The following is a 15,612-nucleotide window of genomic DNA, read 5'->3' as shown; positions in this document are numbered from 1 at the left end:
AAATTGTAATATATTTACTATAGAAATGAAGAACTATATACTATTACTACCTACTTTTTGTGCTTTATTTTTTTCTTTATACCTGTTTTATAAAGCAAAGAATAAGCAAAATCGTTTTAGTATTTTAGGAAGCTTTTTTTTGTTGTTCATAGTGGTTCTTTTAGCTATGTTCTTGGTCGGTAATTTTACAAGTGAGTCCAACCTAATTGTAAATTTATTTTCATTACTTTTTTATGTAGCAATTGTAACTATACCACCTACATTTTACTTTTATGTTTTATCGTTATCTGATTTAACTTTAAAAAAGAGTAACAGTATTATTGCTAAACATTACCTGATACCATTATTTTTATTAATAATTAATCTGATTTCTTTTTTTTACTTAAAGGATGTTATTGATGAAACTGAAAACGAATTTACTTTAACTGTTTCTTATGTAATGAGTTATACTAATGCTGTGGCCTTATTGTTTGTGTTTCCATTACAGAACATATATTACATCTATAAAACCTTTACACATTACAAACAACATAAGCAAAAACTAAATAGTGTCTTTTCGTATAATGAAGGAGTAGATTTATTATGGATGCAACATTATATTTTTGGATATGTAGTTTTTATAATAGGGTTATATGTAATCCAGAGTTATGAGGCAAATTATACTCTAATGATAGTTATGAGTTTGTTTATGTGTTGTTATTTTTTATTTGTAGGTTATAAAGGAGTAAATCAAGAAAAAGTTTTTTTTCAAGAAGCTCAATTTGGTTTAATTGAAGAAATAGGGAAAGAAGAAAATAATGATAAAAACAAACTGTTAAAAGAGAGAATATTAAATGTAATATCTTCAGAAGAACCTTTTTTAAAAAGTAATTTAACAATTCATGAGTTTTCTAAACAAGTTGGATCTAATAGTAAATACGTATCCAATGTTTTAAATACTGAGTTTGAGCAAAACTTTGCAACTTTTATCAATAGTTATAGAGTTGAAAAAGCAAAAGAATACTTAATAGCAAAAGAAACTTCTAATTTTACCATAGAGGTAATTAGTGAAATGTCAGGGTTTCATTCAAAGTCGGCTTTTAATAAAGCATTTAAGAATATAGTTGGAATGACACCATCTGTATATAAAAAAGAAAATAGCCCTCTATAAGTGAAGATCTTAAATATGTAGAAAGATGTTTAGCGCTGTTAAACTAAAAAGCGCCTTACAACCCAGATAGTAAGACGCTGTGTTTAGCAATTTTCATTGCACCCGAATTAATTTTTGTAATTAATTTTGTTGAGTGGGTAAGGGGTTAATATTATTTATATCAATCTCCAACATAAAAAATAGATAAAGTGCACTCATCAGAATCATTATATCCTGGAAATTTCCCTACAACAGATTGTTGCCCTAATGTGCAATAATGATCAGTTAAATATTGATAAAAATGAATATCGACACTATGTGTTCCTTTTGTTAAATAGATTTGACCAGAAGCAACCGCAGTACTAGATAAATGGTGAATACTATTCTCTCCTAACCCGTCATTTTTAACAAAAGAAGTAGAATGTGTATAACTAAGCTTTGTGTTACTTCCTATATTAATTCTAAAATATCCTTCACCAGTACAATAAAACATACCTTGATTACCTGAAGAAGTGGCTTGGGGAGTAGCATAATATCCAGTAAAGTTAAATTGATAATAACCATCTTTGGGAACATTGATACTTAGACCGGACAAACCTGGAATAGCATAATAGGTGGTATTAGATGGAATAGTTAAACTGGTTGTTTGAGTAAAGTGATTTCTATAATAAATGGGGCTGCTTCTAACCCATTTAGTTCCATCATTATAATATACTCCAGGGGTTAGATCTTGTGAATTATTAGTGTTGTACACAACCATTCCCATAACATGATTATTCATTGGAGTGGAGTTAGTTGTTGAAGTTAAAGGTACTCTAGGTAATAATAAGCCTCGGTTTAAGCTTGATATATCTAATGCAGCATCATTATTTGGTGTGGTTGTTCCAATTCCTACCTGACTGTAAATTATAGTAGAAAAGCTGAATAATATTAAAAATAAAATAATTCTTTTATTCATATGAATATGTTGTTTTGTTAATGAACGATTTTGTAAGAAAGACAGGCAAATGTATTGATTTAATACAGGCAATTTTTAGCTTGAATTGTTTTCAGTAATAAAAACTTTAAATGCTTTGTTTACAGGTGCTTTATGCTGTTTGTAAGAGTTAAAATAGCAGTTAGCAGAATATATTCCTGTAATTGTTTTTTTAGGTCTTTTAATCGGTAAATAGTTGTTACATAAACACCTTTATATCGTCATAGTGTTATAAATAATAATGTAATGAGTGAAAAAAATATAAATGATATTTTAAATAAGTATTTTCTAGGAGAAACTAGTTTGGAAACTGAAATTATGCTAAAAAGAATTTCAAAAAAAGTTCTATTGGTATCTAAGAATCCTGAACATAGAGCAATAGCTAGATGGTTTCTAAGTTTAGAAAAACTTAAAACAGAAACTTATTAATATCAGACTTTATATTTAATAACTCTATCTCTAAATTAATATGAATAAATTAGATATTGTAGATTTTAAAATAATCAATGAATTACAACTAGATTGTAAACAGTCAATTAAACAATTAGCTCAAAAAGTTAATTTATCTGTCAGTCCGGTTCACGAGAGGATTAAACGAATTGAAAATAACGGAGTAATAGATAAATATGTGGCTATAATTAAACCAGAGTTACTTGGTTTAAAAATGGTTGTCTATTGCCAAGTTAAATTAATTAAGCACCAGGAAGAACTATTTGATGAATTTGAAAAATATATAGTTTCTTTAGACGAAGTACTTGAAGCTTCTTATATAGCTGGAAGTTTTGATTTTTTGATTAAAGTTGTTTTAAAAGATATGGATGAATACCAGTACTTTGTTAAACACAAAATTTCTAAATTAAAAATAATATCCAACATTCAAAGTTCATTTGTGATGAGTTATATTAAATGTCAAACAAATATAAATTTGTAGTCCTTGTTTTATCTGCAAATTATGTAAAGAAAGTTATCCAGAAATTTCTAATTTTACCATAGAGGTAATTAGTAAAATGTCTGGTTTTCATTCAAAGTCGGCTTTTAATAAAGCATTTAAGAATATAGTTGGAATGACACCATCTGTATATAAAAAAGAAAAGACCCTCTATAAGTGAAGGTCTTAAATATCTTTTCAAGAGATTAAAATTTTAAATATCGTCAAAATCTACTTTAATAACAGGCGATTTAGAAACAGCTTGACAAGCTAAGGTTAAACCCTCTTCAATTTCACCATCTGTTAAAACAGAATTTTTTAGCAGGGTTACTTCTCCTTCGGTAACCATACAAATACAACTACTACATACACCTCCTTGGCATGAGTAAGGTGCATCTATGCCTTGTTTTAAAGCAGCGTCAAGTATTGTTTCGTTTTCTTTTACAATTACATTAAACTCTTCATCGTCTAATGTTATAGTAACTTTAGCATCTCCATCTAAGGTGTCAGTGTCTATTTTATTAGGGGTACTTGTAGCAGCAGTAAATAACTCATAATGAATGGCGCTTTTGGGTACTTTGTTTTCTTCTAATGTGTTAGAAACAGTATTGATCATGTCTTCTGGGCCACATAAGTAAAAAGCGTTTAATTCTATGTTCTTATGTTTGTTTTTAAGAATATAATTAACTTTTTCTGTATCAATACGTCCAAATAAGGCATCTTGTTCGTTAACTTGGGTAAAGGTGTAGTACACATAAAACCTTCCGAAGAATTCCTTTTTTAAATTTTCAATTTCGCTATAAAAAATAGTGTTTTCAGGGGTTTTATTGCCATATAGTAAAACAAAAGAGCTATTAGGTTCATGATGTAATACATCTTTAATCATAGACATTACAGGAGTTATACCACTACCTGCAACAAAAGCAGCATAATTTTTTTTGCTGTTATGATTCGTTTCCAAAGTAAATTTTCCTTCAGGTGAACCAACATCTAATATGTCGTTTTCTTTTAACTGAGTATTGGCAAAAGTAGAGAATAATCCGTTTTCTATTTGTTTTACAGCAACTCGTAAGTCGTTTGCAGCTGGTTCTGTACAAATAGAATAAGAACGTCTAATTTCTTTGTTGTTAATATTGGTTCTTAAAGTTAAATATTGACCAGGAATAAATTTGTAATCGGCTTTTAAATTTTCTGGAACATCAAAGCTAATAGAAACAGTATCAGAAGTTTCTTTTTTGATGTCTTTTATATGTAATGAATGAAATCTGCTCATTTTATGACAAAATTTTGGCTAAAATAACAATACCATATTAGATACTAGCACGAAAATAATATAAAATATACCTAAGAAATTTATATACATAAATAATTTATGTATGTTTGTATTTATAAAAATTTCTTAATTATGGGAAACTCAAAATTATATAAAGGAAGTTTGAGTACGATTATTTTAAAGTTATTGTCTGAAGCAGATAAAATGTATGGTTATGAAATAACTCAAAAGGTTAAAGAGCTTACAAAAGGAGAGTTGCAAATTACAGAAGGAGCATTATATCCTGCACTGCATAAGCTTGAAGCTGAAGGTGTATTAGAGGTTGAGGTAGCCAGGGTAGATAATAGGCTACGTAAGTATTACAAGCTTACTGAAAAGGGAAAAGAAGAAACCGTTAGTAAGTTGAAAGAATTACAGGACTATATTGCAAATATGCAAGTATTGTTTAACCCAAAATTTGGATTAGAGTCATGAGTTTAAGTAAAGATCAATTACAGCAAATAGACCAATATTTAAAAAAGAAAAGTGTACAATTTTGGGATGTACGTTATGAGTTAGTAGATCATATAGCATGCGAAATAGAAAAGATTATTAATGTAAGTAATTTAACGTTTGAGCAAGCTTTTTTAGAAATAAGGAAAAAGTATGATTATAAAACATTAAAAGAACATGTAAAAGCTAAAGGAAAATTTGTTGGTAAAATATATTTTAAGACTTATGGCTTAGAGTTGAAAAATAGTATTATGAATCCATTTTTTTTAGGGGTTAACATTGTTATCATGATGCTTGCTTTTTATTTGCTTAATGAGATGTCAGCTAAAGCTAGTATAGTTCCATACTTTATAATTTTGCTTGTGGTATTAGTTGGGTTTATTGTTAACTTCATAAGATATTTTAAAGTTAATAATAAATCTATGTTATTAAACTTAGTAGTTTCTCAAGTTATGGTATTTTGTATGTTGCCAAACTTACTACCTTTTGTAGCTACTAAGGAACAATTAAGAACAGAGTATGCTGAAGAAAACATAGTTTTTATGGCTATTATTTCTTTCTTTTTCGTTGTTGGCTTTAAAATGTTTTTAAGATTATTTAAAAAACAAAAGAAATATTACGATTTAATTTATAGTTAGAAATGAAATTACCAAAACACAAGATATACAGTTTATAGATAACTATCTAAAAAACTCTGGAGTGGTTTTAGTAGATGTCCGTTTGGAAATGGTAGATCATATTGCTTCAGAAATAGAAGCGAAAATAGAAAAGCAAGAAGAATTAGATAGTAAGTATAAATTGTTGTTAGGGTAATTTTTCACTATCTTTAATAGCTAAACAGTAATTAATATTAAATACAAATACAATGAAAAAAGTACTATTTATAAGCATGTTTTTATGTGCTTTTATAATGCAAGCTCAAGACGATGCTAACTTTAAAGCAGAAACGATTAAATTTTTAAAGAAAACAGTAACTGAAGACACTTTTATAAATGCAGTTGCGCAAATCGGAGCAACTGTTCCAGAAGCTAAAAAAGCAGCTTTTGTAAAAGAAGCAAAAGGAACTTTAGGTGGTTTATACGATAAAATGGCAGATATGTATATGAAAGAATTTACACCTGCAGAAATTGCTCAGTTAAATAAGTTTTACGATTCAGAATTGGGTAAAAAACTGTCGACAAAACAAGTTCAATTAACCCAAAAAGGAATGCAATTAGGTCAGAATTGGGGGATGGAAGTTCAGCAAATAGCTCAAAAATACGCTACGAATTAAGTTAAATTATATTTTTAATATCAAGCCCTTAGTTTATAAGGGCTTTTCTTTTTTTAGATTCTATAATAAATTAAGTCAAAAAGTATCTTTTTTCAAAAAGAAACGTATTTTTACAGATTAAGATACTAAATAGGTGTTTTTTTAGTTATCTAGTAAAAAAGAATGTGGTCTTGAAGAAACATTTTAAATATATACTGAGTCTAGTAGTTGTAGCTTTTGTTATTACGAGTTGTTCTAGGAGGAAAGATCGTTTTTTAAACAGAAATTTTCATGCCGTTACAACCAAATATAACATATTGTATAATGGTGATATTGCATTTCAATCAGGGAAAGATGCCCTAATAGAATCATTTTATGATGATTATTGGAACATACTTCCGGTTGAACGTATGGAGGTGTCAGACGATTTGTTGTTACCAGGAACTGCTAAAAATCCCAATTTCGAACGTGCAGAAGAAAAAGCTGTAAAGGCCATTCAGAAGCATAGTATGAATATTAGTGGAAAAGAAAAGAATCCTCAAGCAGACGAGGCATACTTGTTATTAGGTAAAGCTCGTTATTTCGATCAGCGTTTTATTCCGGCTTTAGAAGCATTTAATTACATTCTTTATAAATATCCGGCAAGTGATAAAATAAACCATGCAAAAGTTTGGCGAGAAAAAGTTAATATTCGTTTAGAGAATACAGAATTAGCTATTAAAAATCTTAAACGTTTAATAGAGAAAGAAGATATTGAGAAACAAGATGTATCTGATGCTCACGCTATGTTAGCTCAAGCGTACATTAATAATAAGCATTTAGATAGTGCTTTGCCTCATATTAAAATAGCCGTAGATAATTCTAAAGATAAAGAAGTTAAGGGTAGGTTAGGTTATATAAAAGGGCAATTGTATAACAGGTTAGGTTATAAAGACAGTGCTAACAGTGCCTTTGATGAAATTATAAAGCTAAAACGTAAAACGCTTAGGGTATATTATATAAATGCTCACGTGGCTAAAGCAAGAAACTTTGATTTTGAAAAAGGAAATAAACTAGAGTATTCTGAGCATTTAGATAAGTTAATAGCTAATAGAGAAAACAGACCTTATTTAGACAAGCTGTATAATTTAAAAGCTGTGTATTATCAAGAAGGAGGTATAGATTCGTTAGCTCAAGATTATTACAATAAATCTGTAAGATTAGCCAATAAAGATAAATACCTAAAGTCTTTAGATTACAGAGCCTTGGGCGATTATAAGTTTGATGCTACAGAATATAAGTTAGCAGGAGCTTACTATGATAGCACAATGTTGAATTTGAAAAAAAACACCAAAGAATTTCGTTTCTTTAAAAAGAAGAGAGATAATCTTAAAGATGTTATAGCTTATGAAGATGAAGCAAAAAGAAACGATAGTATAATTAAAGTGCTTAATTATACTGATGATGAGCGAATTGCTTATTATGAAAAGCATATTAAATTCTTAAAACAACAGGATTCATTAAAGAAGGTGGTAGAGGCTAATAAATTATTGGCTGCTAACTTGGGAGGGCAAACTACGCAACTTAACGGTAAACCTTCAGGGCCTCAAGCTTCGTTTTATTTCTATAATCCTAATACGATTGCTTATGGTAAAAATGAGTTTAGAAAACAATGGGGAGATAGGAAGTTAGAAGATAATTGGCGTAGATCTGATAAAGGTGTAAATATAGACTTTGGTAAAGAAAAAGAAGAAGCTAAAGTGGTAGAGAAATTAGAAGAAAAAGATATTTATAAACCAGAATTTTACTTAGCTCAACTTCCAACAGAAAAGAAGCAAATAGATAGTATTGTAAAGAAAAGAAATTTTGCATACTATCAATTAGGGTTAATTTATAAGCAAAAGTTTAAAGAGTATCCTTTGTCGGCAAATAGATTGGAAAAATTAATAAAGTTTAAGCCAGCAGAAAGGCTAGAGTTACCTGCCAAATATCAATTGTATAAAGTGTATTCAGAAATGAATAACTCTGCAAGACAAGAGTCTATTAAAAACGATATTATTACTAATTATCCAAGCTCGAGGTATGCAGAAATTTTACGTAATCCAGCAGCAACTCTTAGTGTAGATGAAGGTAGTCCTGAAGTGATTTATAATAAATTATACAAACAATTTGAAAAACAAGAATATGAGGAGGTTTTAGAATTGTTAGAAAAATATATACTTCAGTTTGAAGGAGAGCCAATAGTTGCTAAGTATGAGTTTTTAAAAGCCACAGTAATAGGTAAAATACAAGGTTTTAATGCTTACAAGAAAGCAGTAAATTATGTAGCCTTAAACTATCCTAATACAGATGAGGGTAAAGGTGCACAGCAATTAATGCAAAAATCGATACCGGTCTTAGAAAAATTGGTAATTAACAAAGAAGAAACTGGAAGAAGCTACAAATTAGTGTATGTTTTTGATAAGGATGATACTGAAAAAGCCGATAAACTTCAAGAAGCAATTAACAAGGGGTTAAAAGAAACTTATAGAAATCATTTAAAGGTTTCTAAAGACTATTATAGCTCTAATAAGCAATTGGTGGTTGTTCATGGTTTTATAACTCCAGAACTGGGTAAGAACTTCCATTATTATTTAGAAGAGAATAAAAAGAAATATCCAATTATAGATAATTATAAGATTTTATCATCTCATAATTATAAGACAGTTCAAATTCATAAGAATTTGGATTTAATACCCTAACTCCAACTAAATTTACAATTAAAATGTTTTCAGAAAATAAAAAAACTAAGTCAACAGCTTCTAATACCAATCAACAAAATAGAATTGCTCAAGGAACTAAAATAGTGGGTGATTTGGTTTCTGAAGGTGGTTTTAGAATTGAAGGTGAAATAGAAGGAAACATAAATACCAATGGTAAAGTTGTTATTGGTACTTCAGGAAAAGTAAATGGAACTTTAATTTGTTCGAATGCAGATATAGAAGGTAAATTTTCTGGAACTTTAAAGGTGTCAGGTATTCTTTCTTTAAAATCTTCAGCCAATGTTCAGGGTGATGTTGAGGTAGGTAAATTAGCAGTTGAGCCAAATGCTACATTTAACGCTACTTGTGTTATGCGTGGGACTGTAAAAGAATTAAACGGAGATAGTGGACAAAAACAATCGGAAAAAACAGCTTAAAAATTACGCTAGATTTTCGGGTATCGCTTTACAAATGGGGGCTACAATATATTTAGGTAGCTTATTAGGTAAGTGGTTAGACGGGAAATTTCCTAACGAAAATGAATTATACACTAAGATTGTTACACTAACTGCAGTTTTTTTAGCAATGTATTCGGTGATAAAACAAGTCACTAATATTTCAAATAAAAAATAGAAAATGATAAAAAGAGTATTATTTTATACACTTATAGTGGTTGCAAGTTTTGTTGCATCGTATTTTTTACACGATGCATTACTTTCTAAGAGTTTGCCATTTTCTTTATTTAATAATTATTTATTTCATGCAATTGCTGCAGTTGTTGTTTATGCGATTATAGAATTAATGGCTGATAAATTACCATCGCAAGCGGGTTATGCGTATTTAGCTGCTATCTTTATTAAGATGGGAGTGTTTATGTTGTTTTTTCAAGAATCCATTTTTGGAAATGTAAATCTTGTGAAATCAGATAAATTGTCATTAATTATTCCATTGTTTTTATTTTTAATTATTGAAGCTATAGGAGTTTCGAAGTTATTAAACAGCAAATAGTTAGCTGTTTTTTTTGTCAGATTCCTCATGCTTATTAGAGTCTTAGAAAAACTAAGTAAAAAAAGCGCTTGCAGTTTTAATTTATTGTGTACCTTTGCACCGAAATTTACAGAGCATAAATTTTATTATTGAATAAAGGTATGATGATCGCACAAAAATCTATCAAGATTGTAATTACATTAGTAGTAACTTTTTTATCTATGACTGCTTATGCAGGTGGAGGTTCTGGAGAAGGAAACCCAGTTGATACAAAGGAGGAAGTGAAAGCATATATAAAGCATCACTTAAAAGATTCTCACGATTTTCATTTTTATACAGACAATAAGTCTGGTACACATTATAGTATTCCATTGCCTGTAATAGTTTGGACTAGTAATGGTTTAAAGACATTTATGTCTTCAGCTTTTCATCATAACGACGATGGTCATGTAATTGTTGATGCAGGGGATACTAAGTTAGTAAAGATTCACAGTAAGATATATGAGTTGAACGAAGGTGCTACAACTGTAGCTTTTGATGAAGCTCACCATGCAACTAATGCTAAGAAAGTGTTAGACTTTTCTATTACCAAGTCAGTTGTAGGGATGCTATTAACAGGTTTGTTAATGATATTAGGTTTTAGTGCTTTAGCTAAAGGTTATAAAAAAGGAAAAACTATTCCTACTGGTTTCTCAAGAGTATTAGAACCTTTAGTAATCTATGTTAGAGATGAAATAGCTAGACCTAATATAGGTGAGAAGAAGTATAGAAAGTTTATGCCTTATTTATTGACTGTGTTCTTCTTTATCTGGGTATTAAATTTATTAGGTTTAACACCGTTAGGTTTTAACGTTACAGGTCAGATAGCAGTAACAGCATGTTTAGCAATTTTTACTCTTATCATTTATATGACTAACGGTAGTAAAGATTTTTGGGCGCATACATTATGGATGCCAGGTGTACCTAAAATATTAAGACCAGTTTTAGCATTAATAGAATTAGTAGGGTTTGTGTTAATTAAGCCATTCTCTCTGTTAGTGCGTTTATTTGCAAACATTACGGCAGGTCACTTTGTTGTAATGAGTTTAATTGCTTTAATGATAATAATGAAAAAAGACTTCGGTCCTTATGCTTCAACAGGAATGTCTGTTTTGTTAACATTATTCATCATGGTTATTGAGTTGTTAGTAGCTTTTTTACAAGCATTTATTTTTACAATGTTGTCTGCCTTATTTATAGGGATGGCAGTTGAAGAGCATGAACACCATTAAAAAACCTTTAGTTAGGTGTCTCTTAAAGAGATTTTAGAAGTAGAATAAAATTTTGTTTAATTAATATATAAATCAATTATTATGGCAATTCCAAATTTAGTAGGTGCAGGATTAATCGTTATCGGTGGTGGTATCGGTTTAGGTCAAATCGGTGGTAAAGCGATGGAAGGTATCGCTCGTCAACCTGAAGCGGCTGGAAAAATCCAAACTGCGATGATTATTATTGGTGCATTATTAGAAGGTTTAGCATTCGGTGCTTTAATCTTAGGTGCATAATTAAAATTAAAAGCACTTTCCTGTAACGGTTGGTTGCAGGAAGTGTTTATTAGAATTAAACAAACAAGAGTTAGAACGAATTAATTTAAGTTATAATGGATCAGTTATTAAATGATTTTTCACCAGGGTTGTTTTTCATGCAAGCCATCATCTTATTAATATTAATAGTATTAATGCGTAAGTTTGCTTGGAAGCCTATTTTAGATTCTTTACAGAGTAGAGAGGAAGGAATTCAAGGAGCATTAGATGCTGCAGAGAATGCGAAGAAAGAAATGGCTAACTTACAAGCTGATAATGAAAAGTTATTAAAAGAAGCTAGAGCAGAGCGTGAAGCAATGTTAAAAGATGCTCGTGAGATGAAAGATAAGATTGTTGCAGATGCTAAAGCAGAAGCACAAGCACAAGCTGATAAAACAATTGCACAAGCACAAGCAACTATTGCAGCTGAAAAAGCAAGTGCAATGGCTGAGTTAAAAAATACTGTAGCTAGTTTATCTGTAGAGATTGCAGAGAAAGTAGTTAGAGAAGAGTTATCTAATAAAGACAAGCAATTAGGTTTAGTTGAGAAGTCTTTAGCAGAAGTAACTTTAAACTAAGACTAAAATGAAAGGAACTAGAGCAGCAATACGTTACGCCAAAGCAATTTTAGATTTAGCTAAAGATCAGAAAACTGCACCAGTAGTAAATGATGATATGAAGCAAATTGTTGCTACGGTTGCAGCTAGTAAAGAACTACAAATGTTATTGGATAGTCCAATAGTAAAAGTAGCTCAGAAAACTGCCGCTTTAAAAGAGATATTCGCTAATACAAATCCAATAACTGAGGGATTAGTAAATGTGTTAGCAGAGAATAAGCGTTTAAACTTATTAGCAATAACAGCGAATGAGTATACGAACTTATTTGATGCTGATAGTGGAAAACAAAAAGCTGTAGTTACTACTGCAATTCCTTTAACGGAAGCATTAAATACTCAAGTATTAGCTAAGGTTAAAGAATTAACAGGTAAAGATGCTGTAATTGAAAATAAAGTAAATGAGTCTATCTTAGGAGGATTTATTTTACGTGTAGGAGATTTACAGTATAACGCAAGTATTGCGAATAAATTAAACAATTTAAAGAGAACTTTTTCTCAAAACTAATTTTAGAATACATTTAATTATCAATAAAAATGGCTGAAGTTAAACCTGCTGAAGTATCAGCAATCATCAAAAAGCAACTATCAGGATTTGAAGCAACAGCTTCTTTAGACGAGGTAGGAACTGTACTTCAAGTTGGAGACGGTATTGCACGTGTTTACGGATTGTCTAATGCTCAATATGGAGAATTAGTAGAATTCGAAAGCGGATTAGAGGGTATCGTATTAAACTTAGAAGAAGATAATGTAGGGGTGGTACTTTTAGGACCATCAACAGGAGTTTCTGAAGGATCTACAGTAAAAAGAACACAACGTATTGCATCTATTAATGTAGGTGAAGGAGTTGTAGGACGTGTAGTAGATACTTTAGGTAACCCAATAGATGGTAAAGGACCTATAGAAGGTAAGACTTACGAAATGCCATTAGAACGTAAAGCTCCTGGTGTAATTTACAGACAACCTGTAAACGAGCCAATGCAAACAGGTATCAAATCTATTGATGCTATGATTCCTGTGGGTAGAGGACAACGTGAGTTAGTAATTGGTGACCGTCAGACTGGTAAGACTACGGTTTGTATCGATACTATCTTAAATCAAAAAGAATTTTATGATGCTGGAGAGCCTGTATTTTGTATCTACGTTGCAGTAGGACAAAAAGCTTCTACTGTTGCTGCAATTGCAAAGACTTTAGAAGAAAAAGGAGCTTTAGCTTATACTACAATTGTTGCGGCTAACGCATCAGATCCTGCACCAATGCAGGTTTATGCACCTTTCGCAGGAGCAGCAATTGGAGAATATTTTAGAGATACTGGTAGACCAGCTTTAATTGTTTATGATGATTTATCTAAACAAGCAGTTGCTTACCGTGAGGTATCTTTATTATTAAGAAGACCACCGGGACGTGAGGCGTATCCTGGAGATGTTTTCTTCTTACACTCAAGATTATTAGAGCGTGCTGCTAAGGTTATTGCAGATGATGATATTGCTAAGAACATGAATGATTTACCAGAGTCTTTAAAAGACGTTGTAAAAGGAGGTGGTTCATTAACAGCTTTACCAATTATCGAAACTCAGGCGGGAGACGTTTCTGCATATATTCCTACTAACGTAATTTCGATTACTGATGGACAGATTTTCTTAGAATCAGATTTATTTAACTCGGGTGTACGTCCAGCAATTAACGTAGGTATCTCTGTATCTCGTGTAGGAGGTTCTGCTCAGATTAAATCAATGAAGAAAGTATCTGGTACATTAAAATTAGATCAAGCTCAGTTCCGTGAATTAGAAGCATTTGCTAAGTTCGGTTCAGACCTAGATGCTGCTACTTTAAATGTAATTGAAAAAGGTAAGCGTAATGTAGAGATTTTAAAGCAAGCACAGAATGATCCTTACACAGTAGAAGATCAGGTTGCTATTATATATGCAGGTTCTAAAAACTTATTAAGAGAAGTTCCTGTAGATAAAGTAAAAGATTTCGAAAGAAACTTTATCGAAACTTTAAACGCTAAGCATAGAAATATATTAGATACTTTAAAGAAAGGTAAATTAACTGACGAAGTTACTGATACTTTAACTTCTGTAGCTAAAGATTTATCAGCTACTTATAAAGCTTAAATTAGATTTTAGTATTGAGTAGTGAGATTCTTTCTCACTACTGAATACTCAATACTCAATTCTATAAAGAATGGCAAATTTAAAAGAAATACGTAATAGAATATCATCAGTATCTTCAACTATGCAGATTACTAGTGCCATGAAAATGGTTTCTGCTGCAAAGTTAAAGAAAGCTCAAGATGCTATTACAGCTATGCGTCCGTACGCAGATAAATTAACAGAATTACTACAAAGCTTAAGTGCAACTTTAGAAGGTGATAGCGGAAGTGTTTTTGCTACACAGAGAGAAGTAAATAAGGTTTTAGTAGTAGCTATTACTTCTAATAGAGGACTTTGTGGTGCTTTTAATTCAAACATCATTAAACAGTCTAATAACTTAATTGAAAACGTATACGCAGGTAAACAAGTAGATTTTGTTACTATTGGAAAAAAAGCTAATGATATTTTATCAAAAAACAGTGCGGTTATTGCTAATAAAAGTGAAGTTTTTGATGATTTAACTTTTGATAACGTAGCAGAAATAGCTGAGTTATTAATGGATAAGTTTGTAGATGGTTCTTATGATAAAATAGAGTTGGTTTATAACAAATTTAAAAATGCAGCTACTCAGATTATCATGACAGAGCAATTTTTACCAATTGTTGCTGTTGAATCTGATGAGAATGTTTCTTTAGACTATATTTTTGAGCCAACAAAGATTGAGATTGTAGAAACTTTAATTCCAAAGTCATTAAAGACTCAATTATACAAAGCAATACGTGATTCTTTCGCTTCAGAACACGGGGCACGTATGACGGCTATGCACAAAGCAACTGATAATGCTACTGAGTTAAGAGATCAATTAAAATTAACTTATAACAAAGCTCGTCAGGCGGCTATTACTAACGAAATCTTAGAGATTGTTGGTGGAGCAGAAGCTTTAAACAATTAATGTTATTTCCTTGTAAATCAAGGATCATTAAATATATGAACCTCTCCGATTAAGGAGAGGTTTTTTTATGGTATTAATTTTGTGCTTATCTTTATAAAAATAGATAAAATGAAATTTTATAGTATTAGCTTATTTATGTGTTTTATATTTTTTGGTTGTGCAAGTCACAAAGAAGAATTTCAGCTATCTAAAACTATTAACCTAGATCAAAAAGAAGAGTTGCAAGCATATTTTCAAATCTGGGTTGCCGGGGTGCAAGGAGGTGGATCGGGTATTAATTTCTTTATAACTAAGGATTTAATAAAGAATCCTACGGAAGTTTATTTTAGAGGAAAGAAAGAATCTTTAGTACTAAATAATAATGTTTATGTTGCTCATTTTAAAACTGAATTAAATCAAGAAAAAGATTATGTTATGGATGCAAATGCTGTGAAAGAACATAAAAATACATTACCTCTTGTAGACAATTTTCCTTTTAATATAAAAGATAATGAAGCAATTATTTTAAGCGAGACAAACGGAAAGAAAGAATATATTTTATTAAAAAGCATAGTTAAAAAACCTTTGTTAGCTTATCCTTCAATAAAAAAATAAAAATTTTATGAAATTATTAACCTATAAAACCAC

General features: G+C 30.4%; 20 protein-coding genes. 18 read left to right on the top strand and 2 right to left on the bottom strand.

The genetic code is table 11. From position 1 onward, the window contains the following. The first annotated feature begins 25 nt into the window (after positions 1–25). A complete protein-coding gene (locus tag ACFQ1O_RS11275) occupies positions 26–1,150 on the top strand; it encodes a helix-turn-helix domain-containing protein (protein WP_377716122.1) in 1,125 nt (374 codons plus the stop codon). 160 nt (positions 1,151–1,310) lie between these two features. Here the strand turns inward: ACFQ1O_RS11275 and ACFQ1O_RS11270 are convergent, their stop codons facing one another. Then, positions 1,311–2,087: a hypothetical protein gene (locus ACFQ1O_RS11270; protein ID WP_377716121.1), complete on the bottom strand. Its 777-nt coding sequence runs from the start codon at positions 2,085–2,087 to the stop codon at positions 1,311–1,313. Positions 2,088–2,351: 264 nt separating this feature from the next. Between ACFQ1O_RS11270 and ACFQ1O_RS11265 the strand changes: the two genes are divergently transcribed. From ACFQ1O_RS11265 to ACFQ1O_RS11255, 3 genes are read left to right on the top strand one after another with little or no spacing between them, the layout of a single operon-like run. Next, a complete protein-coding gene (locus ACFQ1O_RS11265; protein WP_377716120.1) occupies positions 2,352–2,534 on the top strand; it encodes a hypothetical protein in 183 nt (60 codons plus the stop codon). Positions 2,535–2,574: 40 nt separating this feature from the next. Then, positions 2,575–3,036 carry an Lrp/AsnC family transcriptional regulator gene (locus ACFQ1O_RS11260; RefSeq protein WP_377716119.1) on the top strand — a complete coding sequence of 154 codons (462 nt, stop codon included), beginning with the start codon at positions 2,575–2,577 and terminating at the stop codon, positions 3,034–3,036. Continuing rightward, positions 3,029–3,214 (top strand): helix-turn-helix domain-containing protein, encoded by a 186-nt coding sequence (locus tag ACFQ1O_RS11255; RefSeq protein ID WP_377716251.1) that lies wholly within the window; start codon positions 3,029–3,031, stop codon positions 3,212–3,214. Before ACFQ1O_RS11260 ends, ACFQ1O_RS11255 begins: the two co-directional genes overlap by 8 nt. A gap of 33 nt (positions 3,215–3,247) precedes the next feature. On the opposite strand, the gene ACFQ1O_RS11250 is transcribed toward ACFQ1O_RS11255, so the two are convergent. Then, on the bottom strand, positions 3,248–4,306 hold the full coding sequence (locus ACFQ1O_RS11250) for a 2Fe-2S iron-sulfur cluster-binding protein (protein ID WP_377716118.1): 1,059 nt from the start codon (positions 4,304–4,306) through the stop codon (positions 3,248–3,250). 132 nt (positions 4,307–4,438) lie between these two features. On the opposite strand from ACFQ1O_RS11250, the gene ACFQ1O_RS11245 reads away from it, so the two are divergent. The 14 genes from ACFQ1O_RS11245 (at position 4,439) to ACFQ1O_RS11180 (ending at position 15,579) form a co-directional block, all read left to right on the top strand. After that, positions 4,439–4,780, top strand: a complete 342-nt coding sequence (locus ACFQ1O_RS11245) for a PadR family transcriptional regulator (protein WP_377716117.1) — start codon at positions 4,439–4,441, stop codon at positions 4,778–4,780. Then, the gene (locus ACFQ1O_RS11240) at positions 4,777–5,436 is read left to right on the top strand and encodes a hypothetical protein (protein ID WP_377716116.1); all 660 of its coding nucleotides are present in this window, start codon (positions 4,777–4,779) and stop codon (positions 5,434–5,436) included. Before ACFQ1O_RS11245 ends, ACFQ1O_RS11240 begins: the two co-directional genes overlap by 4 nt. Before the next feature lie 227 nt (positions 5,437–5,663). Beyond that, on the top strand, positions 5,664–6,071 hold the full coding sequence (locus ACFQ1O_RS11235; protein WP_377716115.1) for a DUF2059 domain-containing protein: 408 nt from the start codon (positions 5,664–5,666) through the stop codon (positions 6,069–6,071). A gap of 170 nt (positions 6,072–6,241) precedes the next feature. Beyond that, positions 6,242–8,770 carry a type IX secretion system periplasmic lipoprotein PorW/SprE gene (gene porW / locus ACFQ1O_RS11230; RefSeq protein WP_449301291.1) on the top strand — a complete coding sequence of 843 codons (2,529 nt, stop codon included), beginning with the start codon at positions 6,242–6,244 and terminating at the stop codon, positions 8,768–8,770. A gap of 23 nt (positions 8,771–8,793) precedes the next feature. Further along, positions 8,794–9,207 (top strand): bactofilin family protein, encoded by a 414-nt coding sequence (locus ACFQ1O_RS11225; protein WP_377716113.1) that lies wholly within the window; start codon positions 8,794–8,796, stop codon positions 9,205–9,207. Next, the gene (locus ACFQ1O_RS11220; protein ID WP_377716112.1) at positions 9,176–9,403 is read left to right on the top strand and encodes an AtpZ/AtpI family protein; all 228 of its coding nucleotides are present in this window, start codon (positions 9,176–9,178) and stop codon (positions 9,401–9,403) included. The genes ACFQ1O_RS11225 and ACFQ1O_RS11220 overlap by 32 nt, the downstream gene beginning before the upstream one ends. A gap of 3 nt (positions 9,404–9,406) precedes the next feature. Next, the gene (locus ACFQ1O_RS11215) at positions 9,407–9,778 is read left to right on the top strand and encodes a DUF6168 family protein (RefSeq protein ID WP_377716111.1); all 372 of its coding nucleotides are present in this window, start codon (positions 9,407–9,409) and stop codon (positions 9,776–9,778) included. Between the two features lie 140 nt (positions 9,779–9,918). Continuing rightward, positions 9,919–11,028: a F0F1 ATP synthase subunit A gene (gene atpB, locus ACFQ1O_RS11210; RefSeq protein WP_377716250.1), complete on the top strand. Its 1,110-nt coding sequence runs from the start codon at positions 9,919–9,921 to the stop codon at positions 11,026–11,028. 81 nt (positions 11,029–11,109) lie between these two features. After that, a complete protein-coding gene (gene atpE, locus ACFQ1O_RS11205) occupies positions 11,110–11,304 on the top strand; it encodes an ATP synthase F0 subunit C (protein WP_377716110.1) in 195 nt (64 codons plus the stop codon). Positions 11,305–11,399: 95 nt separating this feature from the next. Then, on the top strand, positions 11,400–11,900 hold the full coding sequence (locus tag ACFQ1O_RS11200; RefSeq protein ID WP_377716109.1) for a F0F1 ATP synthase subunit B: 501 nt from the start codon (positions 11,400–11,402) through the stop codon (positions 11,898–11,900). A 7-nt stretch (positions 11,901–11,907) separates the two neighbouring features. Next, positions 11,908–12,444: an ATP synthase F1 subunit delta gene (gene atpH / locus ACFQ1O_RS11195; protein ID WP_377716108.1), complete on the top strand. Its 537-nt coding sequence runs from the start codon at positions 11,908–11,910 to the stop codon at positions 12,442–12,444. Positions 12,445–12,473: 29 nt separating this feature from the next. Beyond that, a complete protein-coding gene (atpA, locus tag ACFQ1O_RS11190) occupies positions 12,474–14,054 on the top strand; it encodes a F0F1 ATP synthase subunit alpha (RefSeq protein ID WP_377716107.1) in 1,581 nt (526 codons plus the stop codon). 70 nt (positions 14,055–14,124) lie between these two features. After that, positions 14,125–14,985, top strand: coding sequence for an ATP synthase F1 subunit gamma (gene atpG / locus ACFQ1O_RS11185; protein ID WP_377716106.1), 861 nt, complete (start codon positions 14,125–14,127; stop codon positions 14,983–14,985). Between the two features lie 108 nt (positions 14,986–15,093). Continuing rightward, positions 15,094–15,579 carry a hypothetical protein gene (locus ACFQ1O_RS11180; protein WP_377716105.1) on the top strand — a complete coding sequence of 162 codons (486 nt, stop codon included), beginning with the start codon at positions 15,094–15,096 and terminating at the stop codon, positions 15,577–15,579. The last annotated feature ends 33 nt before the right edge of the window (positions 15,580–15,612 follow it).

Origin of the sequence: Pseudofulvibacter geojedonensis (genome assembly GCF_042675745.1) — a bacterium.
Classification (GTDB): domain Bacteria; phylum Bacteroidota; class Bacteroidia; order Flavobacteriales; family Flavobacteriaceae; genus Pseudofulvibacter; species Pseudofulvibacter geojedonensis.
The sequence above is the reverse complement of the archived record's forward strand: the minus strand, read 5'-3'. Positions and strand labels throughout refer to the sequence as shown.

Excerpts from the sequence above, each read along its gene's own strand:
- ACFQ1O_RS11275 (WP_377716122.1), top strand. The coding sequence starts at position 26 with ATGAAGAACTATATACTATTACTACCTACTTTTTGTGCTTTATTTTTT.
- ACFQ1O_RS11270 (WP_377716121.1), bottom strand. The coding sequence starts at position 2,087 with ATGAATAAAAGAATTATTTTATTTTTAATATTATTCAGCTTTTCTACT.
- ACFQ1O_RS11265 (WP_377716120.1), top strand. The coding sequence starts at position 2,352 with ATGAGTGAAAAAAATATAAATGATATTTTAAATAAGTATTTTCTAGGA.
- ACFQ1O_RS11260 (WP_377716119.1), top strand. The coding sequence starts at position 2,575 with ATGAATAAATTAGATATTGTAGATTTTAAAATAATCAATGAATTACAA.
- ACFQ1O_RS11250 (WP_377716118.1), bottom strand. The coding sequence starts at position 4,306 with ATGAGCAGATTTCATTCATTACATATAAAAGACATCAAAAAAGAAACT.
- ACFQ1O_RS11245 (WP_377716117.1), top strand. The coding sequence starts at position 4,439 with ATGGGAAACTCAAAATTATATAAAGGAAGTTTGAGTACGATTATTTTA.
- ACFQ1O_RS11240 (WP_377716116.1), top strand. The coding sequence starts at position 4,777 with ATGAGTTTAAGTAAAGATCAATTACAGCAAATAGACCAATATTTAAAA.
- ACFQ1O_RS11235 (WP_377716115.1), top strand. The coding sequence starts at position 5,664 with ATGAAAAAAGTACTATTTATAAGCATGTTTTTATGTGCTTTTATAATG.
- ACFQ1O_RS11225 (WP_377716113.1), top strand. The coding sequence starts at position 8,794 with ATGTTTTCAGAAAATAAAAAAACTAAGTCAACAGCTTCTAATACCAAT.
- ACFQ1O_RS11215 (WP_377716111.1), top strand. The coding sequence starts at position 9,407 with ATGATAAAAAGAGTATTATTTTATACACTTATAGTGGTTGCAAGTTTT.
- atpB (WP_377716250.1), top strand. The coding sequence starts at position 9,919 with ATGATGATCGCACAAAAATCTATCAAGATTGTAATTACATTAGTAGTA.
- atpE (WP_377716110.1), top strand. The coding sequence starts at position 11,110 with ATGGCAATTCCAAATTTAGTAGGTGCAGGATTAATCGTTATCGGTGGT.
- ACFQ1O_RS11200 (WP_377716109.1), top strand. The coding sequence starts at position 11,400 with ATGGATCAGTTATTAAATGATTTTTCACCAGGGTTGTTTTTCATGCAA.
- atpH (WP_377716108.1), top strand. The coding sequence starts at position 11,908 with ATGAAAGGAACTAGAGCAGCAATACGTTACGCCAAAGCAATTTTAGAT.
- atpA (WP_377716107.1), top strand. The coding sequence starts at position 12,474 with ATGGCTGAAGTTAAACCTGCTGAAGTATCAGCAATCATCAAAAAGCAA.
- atpG (WP_377716106.1), top strand. The coding sequence starts at position 14,125 with ATGGCAAATTTAAAAGAAATACGTAATAGAATATCATCAGTATCTTCA.
- ACFQ1O_RS11180 (WP_377716105.1), top strand. The coding sequence starts at position 15,094 with ATGAAATTTTATAGTATTAGCTTATTTATGTGTTTTATATTTTTTGGT.